Genomic DNA, 12,761 nt, shown 5'->3' on the forward strand with positions numbered 1-12,761 from the left:
GCATGCCCGCCGGTCTGACGATGCGAACGACCGACGCGAAGCGCCGGCGACGACAGTCGATCAGACGGACACGGGGGGTGCGCGGGGATGGCTGTCGGGCGGGAAAAGCTGGCGGTAGTGGGCTTCTGCCGGCTGAGGCAATGTCACGGACGCCGTGAGCGGCAGGCGGATGCCCGTCGCATCACCCGGCGCGGGCAGAAGCGCTGCTGCGGAGATGCGGCAGGCCTCGCAATCGGATGACAACGCATGGGCCTTGCCCTTGCCATCCTCGGATGGCAGGCAGAGTTCCGGCAGGGTGCCGTCCGGCAGTGTCAGGGCGGCAATTTCCTGCGGGGAGAGCTGCGGGGCGGGCGAAACGGCAGGCCGATGCGCCAGGCCGAGCAGGACCAGCGCGACAACGCAAAGCAAGCGTGTCGCCCGGTCAAAACTCATCCGGATGCGCCAATCGGCCATTCTATCCCCCGACAGATTTGGCATGGATAGCACTCGTCCGGATCGCTCACAAGCGGGTGATCGCACCCCATGACGTCGCAGGCAGGGACGCTAAAACAGCAGATCCTGAAGCTAGAGTATCGCCGGGTTGTCAGGCGGCGGGCTGGCTGCGCATCTGGCCGGGCGTCTTGCCGTATGTGCCCTTGAAGACGCGGGTGAAATGGGAGGTGTTCTGGAAACCGACCTGCAGGGCGATATCGATCAGCGAGGCATTGGTCTGGGTGACCAACATCTTGGCTCGCTCCATGCGGAGCTTGGTATAGATGCGGGCGGGGGAGACATCGATCTTCTGGGCGAAGAGGCGCTCCAGCTGGCGGCGCGACAGACCGACGGAGCGGGCGAGCTGGTCGATGGTCAGTTCGTTTTCGAGGCTCTGCTCCATCAGGATCAGAACCGCTTTCACCCGGGGATCGTCGCATTCTATCGTCAACGGCCGGCGGACCTGGATGTCTTTGTTGGTGCGGGCTTTCTCGATCTGCAGGACTTCGAGCGCATTGCGTTCGGCGTCGTGGCCGAGATACTGGCGGACGATGAAGGCAGCGAGGTCGGCAGAGCTGCTGCCGCCAGCGCAAGAGCCACGGCGGCGATCGAGATTGAACAGGCGGTCGGAGCGGACCTCGTGATCGGGGAAACGATCGCGGAACTCCTGGTAATGCAGCCAGCTGACGCAGGTCTGGTGGTTCTTCATCAGCCCGGCATCAGCGAGGATGAAGGTGCCGGTGCACAGCCCGATCAGAGGGACCTTCTGGGCATCGGCCTTCCTGATGAAGGCGATGGTCTGATCATCGACGGCCGGCTGGCGGGACAGCAGGCCACCGACCACGACGATGTAATCGAAGCGGCTGGGATCGACGAAATCGCTTGTCGGCGCGACCTGCACGCCGCAGCTGGAGGTGATCAGATGGCGGGTGCTGCCGAGCACCTGCCAATCGGCCAGCACGCGGCCGGAGCGGTCATATTCGTCGCTTGCGAGGCGAATGGTATCGATGAACAGGGCAAAGGCCGAGAGCGTGAACGAGCGCGATAGCACGAAGCCGATCTTCAGCCTTGGCCTTTTTGCCGCTTCATCCGCCGACATGGGTTCGATCTCCGCATTTCCGGATCGGGACTCTATCAGTGGGGCGGTGTTGCCGCAATCGGAGCGACATGCTGGAGGGTATCAGGATCGCACAGATCTGTGAGTCCAGGGCACACGGCGTAAAGGGCCGATGCCGATTTCGAAATGGTCGCACGTTATAGGATAATGGCGGACAGGGTGGGATTCGAACCCACGGTACGCTTTCACGCACACACGCGTTCCAGGCGTGCGCCTTAAACCACTCGGCCACCTGTCCAGGGGGATCGCGGGGAAAAACTACCGCGGTTGGTCGGGCGCGATATATACCGAGGAATTTCGGCGGATCAACCTAAATCTATCAGAATTTTGACAACGGCCGACAAATCCCTATCTATAGGCGCAGCACGCGGGGTCCCGAGAGGGAAGCGGGCTTCAGCCGGAGAGTTTTGTGGTGCGGTTCCTGTTCAGGTTCTTGAGTTTGCTTGCGCTTTGTGTGGCCGTCGTGCTCGGCGTCGTCGATGCGATCGCATCCGTTTCGGCTTCGCAGGTGCTGATGACGCCGCTTTCGGTGGCCTGGATCGGCGCCCATCCAGGGTCGCTGATGGGGCTGGAGACCCTGGTGGTTACGCGGCTCGGCGATGGCGCCTGGCTTGCCGTTCGCGACGTGGTGCTGCCGCAGCCCGCCTTTGCGGCGATGCTGGTTCTGTCTCTCGTCTTCTGGATGATCGGGTACAAAAGACCCTCTCCGGCCGGACGGTTTGCCGCCTGACGGGGCGGGCTGAGATCAGGAACCAGCGCCACAGGGCGCCGTGAGCTTGTAAGTTTTACAGGGTATCGGCGACCATAGACGCAGAAGCAGAAGCCGATTTGCCTGATGTCGTGAGCAGCAAGCTGCCGGCGGTGCAAAGCTTCAAACGGGAAAACAGGCCGAAGGACGGCCTCAGGAGGTTTCATATGTTCCTGATCGATATGTTCAACAAGAAGACTGTCATGCCCACGGCCGAGAACGCGCTTCCAGGCCGTGCCGAGCCGATCCCGACGGCATCGACGCATTTCGTCTCGGGTCTGCCGCTCAAGGGCGCCGTGCCGCAGGGCATGAAGACCGTCTATCTCGGGATGGGCTGCTTCTGGGGTGCTGAGCGCCTGCTCTGGCAGACGCCTGGGGTTTATCTGACGGCATCCGGCTATCAGGGCGGGATCACGCCGAACCCGACCTATCAGGAAACCGTGACGGGCCTCACCGGACACACGGAAGTGGTCAAGGTCGTTTATGACCCGGGAAAGATCACGCTCGAAGGCCTGCTCAAGGTGTTCTTCGAGGCCCATGACCCGACACAGGGCATGCGCCAGGGCAACGATATCGGCACGACCTACCGCTCGGCGATCTATGTCGAGGATGAGGACGATATGGCGCTTGCCGTTGCCGTGCGCGACCGGTTCCAGGAGGCGTTGGTGAAGGCCGGAAAGAACAGCCGGATCACCACGGAAATCGCCCATGCAGATACGTTCTATTATGCCGAGGACTATCACCAGCAGTATCTGGCGAAGAATCCCAACGGTTATTGCGGGCTGCGCGGTACGGGCGTCTCCTGCCCGATTACGCCTGCGGCTTAAGGGCAATTGCTCAATCCAGCAGCACAAATCTCATTGATCTGACTGATTTTTCAGCGCCAGGCGCTGAAAAATCAGCAGGCTTGTGAATCTTTACCAGATGAAAAAAATCTGGTGAATTTTGAAACGAGCCATGCAAGGATGAAAGCCAGCCAGGACCTCCGGAAAAGGGGGCGGCGGTTCCGCAGACATGTCTTTCTCTTCGGAGAAGGCTTGCGGGAGGACCCAACAAGATCAATAGCAACAACAGGGCTGCACAATGAAGAAAACCCTCCTCAGTCTCTTTGCCTTGGCCGCGATGTCGACGACCGCGCTTGCGGCCGATATCAAGCCGGCGCTGGTTTACGGCACGGGCGGCAAGTTCGACAAATCCTTCAACGAAGCTGCTTATGGTGGCGCCGAAAAGTTCAAGGCCGAGACCGGCATTGAATATCGCGACTTCGAGCCGACCAGCGACACGCAGGGCGAACAGGCTATCCGCAACTTCGCCTCGCGTGGCTTCAACCCGGTTGTGGCCGTGTCCTTCGCCTGGACATCGGCCATCGAAAAGGTTGCCGCTGAATTCCCGGATACCCAGTTCGTGCTCATCGACTCCGTGGTCGACAAGCCGAATGTCCGTTCGGTCGTCTACAAGGAGCATGAGGGGTCCTACCTCGTCGGTCTTCTCGCCGGCATGGCCTCCACCACCGGCAAGGTCGGTTTCATCGGCGGCATGGACATCCCGCTGATCCGCAAGTTCGCCTGCGGCTACGAGCAGGGCGCACGCGCTGCCAAGGCTGACATCGAAGTCTTCCAGAACATGACCGGCACGACCGGTGCTGCCTGGAACGACCCGGTTCGCGGCGGTGAACTCACCAAGAACCAGATCGACCAGGGTGCGGATGTCATCTACGCGGCAGCCGGTGCGACCGGTCTCGGCGTTCTGCAGACGGCCACCGACAACGGCAAGCTGTCGATCGGCGTCGATTCCAACCAGAACTACCTGCATCCGGGTTCGGTCCTGACCTCGATGGTCAAGCGCGTCGATCTCGCTGTCTACAACGCCTATGCCGATGCAAAGAACGACAAGTTCACGCCCGGCCTGCAGGCCCTCGGCGTTGCCGAAGACGGCGTTGGCTATGCGCTGGACGAACACAACGCCAAGCTGATCACCGAAGAGATGAAGGCTGCCGTCGAGAAGGCCAAGGCTGACATCATCGCTGGCACGGTCAAGGTGCACGACTACATGTCGGACAATTCCTGCCCGAAGTGAGTGCAAATCCGAGCGCAGGACGGCTGATCAGTCGTCCTGCGCTTTTTTTATGTCTGGGAGACCGGAATGAGTACAGCGAGCCAGGTACCCGCGATCGAACTGATCGGCATCGACAAGAAGTTCGGTGCGGTGCATGCCAACAAGAATATCAATCTGACGGTCGCCAAGGGCTCGATCCACGGCATCATCGGTGAAAACGGCGCCGGCAAATCGACGCTGATGTCGATCCTCTACGGCTTCTATCAGGCCGATCATGGATCCATCCAGATCGACGGCAAGCCGATCACCATCAAGGACAGCCAGACCGCCATCAGTTCCGGAATCGGAATGGTGCACCAGCATTTCATGCTGGTCGAGAATTTCACCGTGCTCGAAAACCTGATGCTCGGCGCCGAAGGCGGCGCCCTGCTCGGCAAGGGCACGGATGCGGCGCGCGCGGCGCTGAAGAAGCTGGAAGAAGACTACGAGCTGGAAGTGGATCCCGATGCGATCATCGAGGAACTGCCGGTCGGTCTGCAGCAGCGCGTCGAAATCCTGAAAGCGCTTTATCGCGGAGCCGAGATCCTGATCCTCGACGAGCCGACGGGCGTTCTCACCCCGGCGGAAGCCGATCACCTGTTCAAGATCCTTGGCGTGCTGCGCGACCAGGGCAAGACTGTCATCCTGATCACCCACAAGCTCCGCGAGATCATGGCGATTACCGATACGGTGTCGGTCATGCGCCGGGGCGAGATGGTCGCGACCCGTAAGACCTCGGAGACCACGGTCGAAGAGCTCGCTGAGCTGATGGTCGGTCGCCGCGTGCTCCTGCATGTGGAGAAGAAGCCGGCCAATCCGGGCGAGGTCTTCCTCTCCGTGCGCAACCTGACGGTCAAGGACAACCGCGGCGTCGTCATGGTCGACAATGTCTCCTTCGACGTTCGCGATGGCGAGATCGTCGGGATCGCAGGTGTTGCCGGCAATGGCCAGAGCGAGCTTCTGGAAGCAATCACCGGCATCCGCAAGCCGACCTCGGGCGAAATCTGGATCAACGGGCAGAATGTGGCGGGTCTCGATCCGGCAGAGCTGCGCGGCATCGGCGTGGCGCATATACCGGAAGACCGCCATCACATGGGTCTGGTGCTTCCCTTCGAGGAAAGCCAGAACGCAATTCTCGGCTATCACCGCGACGAGCGTTACGGCAAGGGTCCGTTCCTCGATCCGAACCTGATCCGCAAGGCGGCGGTGGACGAGATCGAGAAATACGACATCCGCCCGCCGAACCCGCGGCTGAAGACGGCCAACTTTTCGGGCGGCAACCAGCAGAAGATCGTCGTGGCGCGCGAAATCGAGCGCGACCCGAAGCTGCTGATCGTCGGCCAGCCGACGCGCGGCGTCGATATCGGCGCCATCGAATTCATTCACAAGCGGATCGTGGAAACGCGCGACGCCGGCAAGGCCGTGCTGCTCGTCTCCGTCGAACTCGACGAGATCCGCTCGCTCTCCGACCGCATTCTGGTGATGTTCGCCGGCAAGGTCGTCGGCGAAAAGACGCCTGACACAGGCGAACAGACACTCGGCCTGATGATGGCCGGCATTGCCGCTTGAGGTTTTGATGAGCACTGCATCCGTACCCCTTCCGAACTGGATCAACTACGCGCTGCTGCCGCTGATTAACCTCACGCTGGCCTTTTTGATGTCGGGCCTAGTGGTCTGGATCATCGGTGAAAACCCGTGGGAAGCGCTGAAGCTGATGATCGAGGGCGCACTTGGCAGCGGCGAAGGCATCGGCTTTACGCTGTTTTATGCGACAAGCTTCATCTTCACCGGGCTTTCGGTGGCGGTCGCCTATCATGCCGGTCTGTTCAATATCGGCTCCGAAGGTCAGGCCTATCTCGGCGGTCTCGGTGCAGCACTCGCGGCACTCGCGCTCGATCACTATGTGCCGTGGTATGTGACCATGCCGTTTGCGATTATGGCGGCAGCGCTCTTTGGTGCTGCCTGGGCCTTTATCCCGGCCTGGCTGCAGGCCAAGCGCGGCAGCCATATCGTTATCACCACGATTATGTTCAACTTCATCGGCGCGGCGCTGATGGTCTATCTTCTGGTCAACGTGCTGATCGTGCCCGGCAAGATGGCGCCGGAGACCCGCACCTTCCTCGAAGGCGGCCAGCTGCCGAAGCTCGACTGGCTGATCGCCATGTTCGGCGGCACGCTCGGGCCTGCGCCGTTCAACGTGTCCTTCCTGATCGCACTCGTGATGTGTGTTGTCGTCTGGGTGCTGATCTGGCGCACCAAGCTCGGCTATGAGATGCGCACACTCGGCATCAGCCGGTCGGCGGCCGCCTATGCCGGTATTCCCTATGTGAAGATCGTCATGATCACCATGCTGATCTCCGGCGGTCTCGCCGGCATGATGGCTCTCAATCCGGTACTGGGCGCCTCGGCCCGTCTTCAGGTGGAATTCGTTGCCGGCGCCGGCTTTGTCGGGATTGCCGTCTCGCTGATGGGGCGCAACCATCCGCTTGGCATCGTGCTCGCTGCCATCCTGTTCGGCATTCTCTATCAGGGTGGCGCCTGGCTCTCCTTCGACATGCCCAACATCACCCGCGAAATGATCGTGGTCATCCAGGGTCTGGTGATCCTGTTTGCCGGCGCGCTGGAATTCATGTGCCGCCCGATGATCGTGCGGATCTACCAGTCAATGACAAAGGCCTGAGGACGCGACCATGGAATCCTTTGACATGCTCATCAGCATCCTCGGCTCGACGATCCGTCTGTCGATCCCGTTGATCCTGGCCGCCCTTGCCGGCCTCTATTCCGAGCGCGCCGGCGTGTTCGACATCGGGCTTGAAGGCAAGATGCTGGCCTCGGCCTTTGCTGCCGCCTGTGTCGCCTATCTTACCGGTTCGGCCTGGCTCGGACTGTTTTCCGGCATTGCCGTCTCGCTGGTCTTCTCGCTGATCCACGGCTTTGCCTCGATTACCAATCGCGGCAACCAGATCGTCTCCGGCGTGGCGCTGAACTTCGTAGCGGCGGGTCTGACTGTTGTGCTGGGCCAGGCCTGGTTCGGCCAGGGTGGCCGGACGCCGCAGGTTTCTGGCGAAGGCCGCTTCGCACCGATCATCCTGCCTGGTGCGGATATGATGCGCGACGTGCCCTTTATCGGGCCGCTCTATTCGAACGTCATCTCCGGCAACAACATCATCACCTATATCGCCTTCCTCGCAGTGCCGATCTCGTGGTGGGTTCTTTATCGCACGCGTTTCGGTCTTCGCCTGCGCGCGGTGGGCGAAAATCCCGGTGCGGTCGATACGGCCGGCATTTCCGTGACCTTCCTGCGCTACCGCGCGGTTCTGGTGGCCGGTGTGCTCTGCGGCATCGCCGGGACCTATCTGGCGATCGCCCAGTCGGCGGCCTTTATCAAGGACATGTCGGCGGGCAAGGGCTTCATTGCGCTTGCCGCGCTGATCTTTGCCAAGTGGAAGCCGGTGCCTGTGATGTTCGCCTGCCTGTTGTTCGGTTTCCTTGATGCGCTTGCCAACTTCATGCAGGGCAAGGAACTGCCCGTCATCGGCGAGGTGCCGGTGCAGCTCTTCCAGGCACTGCCGTATATCCTGACCTGCATTCTCCTTGCGGGCTTTATCGGCTCCGCCAATCCGCCGAAGGCCGGTGGTGTGGCCTATACCAAGGAGCGCTGATCCATGGCTCACGATCTCTTCGAGGCGGCACGCGGCGCCATGGCCTTTGCCCATGCCCCCTACTCCAAGTTCCCGGTGGGGGCAGCGATCCGTGCCGATGACGGCAAGATCTATACGGGCGCCAACATCGAGAACCTCTCCTTCCCTCAAGGATGGTGTGCGGAGCCGACGGCGATCGGCTGCATGATCATGGGCGGGGGCAAGAAGATCGTCGAGATGGCGGTGATTGCCGAGAAGCTGGCGCTCTGCCCGCCCTGCGGTGGCTGCCGGCAGAAGATCTCGGAATTCGCCTCTGCGGACACCAAGATCTATCTCTGCGACGAAGTGGGTGTGCAGAAGACCATGACCATGGACGAGCTTCTGCCGCTCAGCTTCAAGACGGATGTCATCGGATGAAGGCGGCTGTCGATCTTCTCGTGGAAAGGCTCAACGGGCTTATTCCGCGCCACGCGATCGTGCTGGGGTCTGGCCTCGGTTCGCTTGTCAACGAGGTGCGGGATGCGGTTCGCGTGCCCTATTCCGAGCTTCCCGGCTTTCCGGTGAGCGCCGTCTCCGGCCATGCGGGGGAACTTGTGGCCGGCATGCTGGGCAAGACGCCGGTGATCATGCTGGCGGGTCGGGTGCATTATTACGAGCACGGCGATCCGACCGCGATGCGGGTTCCGATCGAAGTGCTGATGGGACTTGGCGTCACGACGCTGATCCTCACCAATGCCGCAGGATCGCTGCGCGAGGACATGGCCCCGGGCTCGGTCATGCAGATCACCGACCACATCAACTTCTCGGGCAAGAACCCTTTGATCGGCGAGCCGAGCGATGCGCGCTTCGTCGGCATGACTTCGGCCTATGATGCCGAGCTGCAGGCTGCGATGCGGGCGGCAGCGGAGGCTGAGGGCGTACCGCTGTCGCAGGGCGTCTATATGTGGTTCTCCGGCCCGAGCTTCGAAACGCCGGCGGAGATCCGCATGGCGCGCGTGCTGGGTGCGGATGCCGTGGGCATGTCGACCGTGCCGGAGGTGATCCTCGCCCGATTCTACGGGTTGAGGGTTGCAGCTGCCTCCGTGATCACCAATTATGGGGCGGGCATGACCGGTGGCGAGCTGAGCCACGAAGAAACCAAGGACATGGCGCCGATCGGCGGCAAACGTCTGGCCACCATCCTGAAACGGATGATCGGCGGAGGAAATGATATTGGATAATCAAGAACTGCGCGCTGTCGCGTCGCGGGCGCTTTCGCTGCTCGACCTCACCAACCTCAAGGACGACTGCACGCCCGAACAAATCGTAACCCTTTGCGGCAAGGCGCAGAGCGCCTTTGGCCCGACGGCTGCCATCTGCATCTGGCCGCGCTTCGTGATGCAGGCGCGTACGCTGCTTGGACCGGACAGCCCGATCCGGATCGCGACCGTCGTCAACTTTCCTTCGGGCGAGATGAGGACCGAGGACGTTCTGGCCGAAACGCGCGATGCGGTTGCGGATGGCGCCGACGACATCGATCTCGTGATCCCCTATCGGGCGCTGGCGGCCGGTGACGACAAGGCCGTGACCGATATGGTGTCTGCCGTGAAGGGTGCCTGCGGTCCGGCGATCCTGAAGACGATCCTGGAAACCGGCGAGCTCAAGGACATCGCACTGATCCGCCGTGCTTCGGATCTGGCGATCGCGGCCGGTGCGGACTTCATCAAGACCTCGACCGGCAAGGTCGGCGTCAATGCGACGCTGGAAGCCGCCGACATCATGCTGCAGGCGATCCGCGACAGCCGCAAGAAGGTGGGCTTCAAGCCGGCTGGCGGGATCTCGACCGTGGCCGATGCCGCCCTTTACCTCAGCCTTGCCGACACGATCATGGGCGAGGACTGGGTGATGCCATCGACCTTCCGCTTCGGTGCTTCGGGCCTGCTCGACAACATTCTTGCGGTGCTTTCGGGCCATCAGGCTCAGGCTCAGATTTCGGGGTATTGACCATGCTTCCCCAGGAGATCATCCGTCGCAAGCGGGATGGCGGCACGCTGACAGGCGAAGAGATTGCCGCGTTCATCGAGGGGCTCTCCAAGGAAACGATCTCCGAGGGGCAGGTCGCGGCCTTTGCCATGGCCGTCTTCTTCAAGGGCATGACGCTGGACGAAATCGTTGCGCTGACGCTTGCGATGCGCGATTCCGGTGACGTGCTCTCCTGGGCAGGCGTCGGCAAGCCGGTGGCTGACAAGCACTCAACCGGTGGCGTGGGCGACAATGTCTCGCTGATGCTGGCGCCGATCGTGGCGGCCTGCGGGCTGGCGGTGCCGATGATCTCGGGCCGCGGGCTTGGCCATACCGGCGGCACGCTCGACAAGCTGCAGTCGATCCCCGGCTATGACGTGATGCCCGACAATACGATCTTCCGCCGAACGGTGGACGGCGCCGGCTGTGCGATCATCGGCCAGACGGGCGATCTCGCACCCGCCGACAAGCGGCTCTATGCGATCCGCGACGTGACGGCGACGGTGGAATCCATTCCGCTGATCACGGCCTCCATCCTGTCGAAGAAACTTGCCGCCGGGCTGGAAAGCCTGGTGCTCGACGTGAAGGTCGGCAATGGCGCCTTCATGGCCAAGAGCGAAGATGCGGAGGCCCTGGCGCGCTCGCTGGTCCGGGTGGCGAATGGTGCCGGCGTGAAGACCACGGCACTTCTGACCGACATGAACGAGCCCTTGGCCGATTGCGCCGGCAATGCAATCGAAGTGCAGAATGCCGTCGATTTCCTTAAAGGTCAGAAGAGCGGCACACGGCTTGAAGAGGTGACGCTGGCACTCGGGGCCGAAATGCTGGTGAATGCCGGCGTCGCGACCGATACGGCAGGGGCGCTTGCCCGCTGCCGCGAGGCGCTTGCCTCCGGCAAGGCGGCCGAGATCTTTGGCCGGATGGTCGTGGAACTCGGCGGACCCTCTGATTTCATGGACAAGGCGGAGAGTTATCTGCCACGCGCCAAGGTCGAAGTGGCCGTTCTTGCCGAGCAGGACGGCTATCTCAGCGCCTGCGATACGCGCGGGCTGGGGCTGGCGGTTGTCACGCTTGGCGGGGGCCGCCAGCGTCCGAGCGACAAGATCGACCACGGCGTTGGCATTTCCGGCTTCAGACCGCTGGGCACAGCCGTCGCCAAAGGCGAGCCCATCGCCTTCGTGCAGGCCAATGATGAGACGGCAGCCAAACAGGCCGCGAAGACGGTTGCCGAATGCTACCGGATTTCAGAGACGAAGCCCAATGCCACGCCAGTTATCGGCTTGAGGATCGGCGCTGAGTAAAGGCCGCAGGCCTACTGGATCATCCGCAGCTTGCGGTCCTCGGCTGTGTAGGACTTGAGTTTTTTCATGAAGCTCATGCCAACCAGCGTCGATGACAGCGCCTGGTCGGACAGGACGAAGGCATCGACCTCGCGCACCCGGATGCTGCCGATCTCGACACGATCCAGAATGACATGGGCAGCCTTGATCGATCCATTCGCGGTGTTGACCTCGTGGCGAAAATCGAGACTTGCGGGGCTGAAGCCAAGACGGCGGGCGGTCGAGACATTGATCGCAACCAGCGAGGCTCCCGTATCCACCATGGCCTCGACCGGCTTTCCGTTCATCTTGAACGTGCCTTCATAGTGGCCGCCCGGCCCCATGGTCAGTACTGTCTGGCCGGAAGGGGCATTGGTGGGCCTGGCTGCGACGTCTTCGGGCGCGGTGGTCTCACGCTCGGCCAGCATAGCCTCGACCTTCGACGCGATCGTCGGCCACTGGCTGGCGGAAAGCGCAAGCATCAGGACTGTGAAGAGCGTACGGGCAAACATCGGCAATATCCCCTTGGACAATGCCGGGATCGTAGCAGGCAGGCAGAAGAAGTTGGATAACCTGCAACGCAAAACGGCCCGAAACCGGAGTTTCGGGCCGTCAAACCTTGCGATCTGGTTAAGAAATCACTTCGTTCCGTACATACGGTCGCCGGCATCGCCGAGGCCGGGCACGATGTAACCCAACTCGTTCAGGTGGCTGTCGATCGATGCCGTGTAGACATGTACGTCGGGATGGGCTTCGACGAAGTTCTTCACGCCTTCCGGGGCTGCGAGCAGGCAGAGGAAGCGGATGTTCTTCGCACCGCGCTCCTTCAGCTTGTCGACGGCGGCGATCGAGGAGTTGCCGGTGGCGAGCATGGGGTCGACGACGATGACGAGGCGCTCGGCGAGGTTTTCGGGCGCCTTGAAGTAGTACTCGACCGGTTGCAGCGTCTCATGATCGCGGTAGACGCCGATATGTGAGACGCGGGCGGCTGGCACCAGCTCCAGCATGCCCTCGAGCAGGCCATTGCCGGCGCGCAGGATCGAAGCGAAGACCAGCTTCTTGCCCTCGAGGATCGGTGCCTGCATCTCGGTGAGCGGCGTCTCGATCGTCTCCATCGTCAGTTCGAGGTCGCGGGTGACCTCGTAGCAAAGCAGCGTCGAGATCTCGCGCAGCAGGCGGCGGAAGCTCGAGGTCGACGTTTCCTTGCGGCGCATGATCGTCAGCTTGTGCTGCACGAGGGGGTGATCGATGACTGTTACGCCGTCCATGGTCGAGCCTTCTTTTCTTGTTTTCTGAGGTGCTTCTATTTTCACGTTCTCTGATGGTGCCGCAAGAGCGTTGCCGGATTTTGCCCGGTCTTCAACAGCTGC

14 protein-coding genes and 1 tRNA gene are annotated in these 12,761 nt (G+C 61.8%); 10 read left to right on the plus strand and 5 right to left on the minus strand.

From position 1 onward, the window contains the following. Window positions 1-60: 60 nt before the first annotated feature. The 3 genes from AC1PUL_RS16915 to AC1PUL_RS16925 form a co-directional block, all read right to left on the minus strand. Complete coding sequence (locus AC1PUL_RS16915; RefSeq protein WP_480465264.1) at window positions 61-453, minus strand: hypothetical protein; 393 nt, start codon at window positions 451-453, stop codon at window positions 61-63. 130 nt (window positions 454-583) lie between these two features. Then, complete coding sequence (locus AC1PUL_RS16920; RefSeq protein WP_480465265.1) at window positions 584-1,570, minus strand: GlxA family transcriptional regulator; 987 nt, start codon at window positions 1,568-1,570, stop codon at window positions 584-586. Window positions 1,571-1,736: 166 nt separating this feature from the next. Beyond that, window positions 1,737-1,826: transfer RNA gene (locus AC1PUL_RS16925), tRNA-Ser, on the minus strand. 171 nt (window positions 1,827-1,997) lie between these two features. On the opposite strand from AC1PUL_RS16925, the gene AC1PUL_RS16930 reads away from it, so the two are divergent. From AC1PUL_RS16930 to deoA, 10 genes are all read left to right on the plus strand, one after another. Beyond that, window positions 1,998-2,318 (plus strand): hypothetical protein, encoded by a 321-nt coding sequence (locus tag AC1PUL_RS16930; protein ID WP_480465266.1) that lies wholly within the window; start codon window positions 1,998-2,000, stop codon window positions 2,316-2,318. 185 nt (window positions 2,319-2,503) lie between these two features. After that, entirely contained in the window at window positions 2,504-3,163 is a 660-nt protein-coding gene (msrA, locus tag AC1PUL_RS16935; protein ID WP_480465267.1) for a peptide-methionine (S)-S-oxide reductase MsrA, read from the plus strand. A gap of 256 nt (window positions 3,164-3,419) precedes the next feature. Next, window positions 3,420-4,412, plus strand: a complete 993-nt coding sequence (locus AC1PUL_RS16940; RefSeq protein ID WP_480465268.1) for a BMP family lipoprotein — start codon at window positions 3,420-3,422, stop codon at window positions 4,410-4,412. Window positions 4,413-4,478: 66 nt separating this feature from the next. Next, a complete protein-coding gene (locus AC1PUL_RS16945) occupies window positions 4,479-5,999 on the plus strand; it encodes an ABC transporter ATP-binding protein (protein ID WP_480465269.1) in 1,521 nt (506 codons plus the stop codon). Between the two features lie 7 nt (window positions 6,000-6,006). After that, window positions 6,007-7,110: an ABC transporter permease gene (locus tag AC1PUL_RS16950; protein WP_480465270.1), complete on the plus strand. Its 1,104-nt coding sequence runs from the start codon at window positions 6,007-6,009 to the stop codon at window positions 7,108-7,110. Between the two features lie 10 nt (window positions 7,111-7,120). Continuing rightward, on the plus strand, window positions 7,121-8,092 hold the full coding sequence (locus AC1PUL_RS16955) for an ABC transporter permease (RefSeq protein ID WP_480465271.1): 972 nt from the start codon (window positions 7,121-7,123) through the stop codon (window positions 8,090-8,092). Between the two features lie 3 nt (window positions 8,093-8,095). Continuing rightward, window positions 8,096-8,488 carry a cytidine deaminase gene (locus tag AC1PUL_RS16960; RefSeq protein WP_140825762.1) on the plus strand — a complete coding sequence of 131 codons (393 nt, stop codon included), beginning with the start codon at window positions 8,096-8,098 and terminating at the stop codon, window positions 8,486-8,488. Beyond that, window positions 8,485-9,291: a purine-nucleoside phosphorylase gene (locus tag AC1PUL_RS16965; protein ID WP_480465272.1), complete on the plus strand. Its 807-nt coding sequence runs from the start codon at window positions 8,485-8,487 to the stop codon at window positions 9,289-9,291. Before AC1PUL_RS16960 ends, AC1PUL_RS16965 begins: the two co-directional genes overlap by 4 nt. Further along, the gene (gene deoC / locus AC1PUL_RS16970) at window positions 9,278-10,054 is read left to right on the plus strand and encodes a deoxyribose-phosphate aldolase (protein WP_480465273.1); all 777 of its coding nucleotides are present in this window, start codon (window positions 9,278-9,280) and stop codon (window positions 10,052-10,054) included. The genes AC1PUL_RS16965 and deoC overlap by 14 nt, the downstream gene beginning before the upstream one ends. 2 nt (window positions 10,055-10,056) lie before the next feature. Next, on the plus strand, window positions 10,057-11,373 hold the full coding sequence (deoA, locus tag AC1PUL_RS16975; protein ID WP_480465274.1) for a thymidine phosphorylase: 1,317 nt from the start codon (window positions 10,057-10,059) through the stop codon (window positions 11,371-11,373). 11 nt (window positions 11,374-11,384) lie between these two features. On the opposite strand, the gene AC1PUL_RS16980 is transcribed toward deoA, so the two are convergent. Both AC1PUL_RS16980 and upp read right to left on the minus strand, forming a co-directional pair. Then, the gene (locus AC1PUL_RS16980) at window positions 11,385-11,903 is read right to left on the minus strand and encodes a TIGR02281 family clan AA aspartic protease (protein WP_480465275.1); all 519 of its coding nucleotides are present in this window, start codon (window positions 11,901-11,903) and stop codon (window positions 11,385-11,387) included. A gap of 126 nt (window positions 11,904-12,029) precedes the next feature. Then, window positions 12,030-12,659 carry a uracil phosphoribosyltransferase gene (gene upp / locus AC1PUL_RS16985; protein WP_298465702.1) on the minus strand — a complete coding sequence of 210 codons (630 nt, stop codon included), beginning with the start codon at window positions 12,657-12,659 and terminating at the stop codon, window positions 12,030-12,032. Window positions 12,660-12,761: the final 102 nt, after the last annotated feature.

The organism is Rhizobium sp. P43 (genome assembly GCF_056730705.1).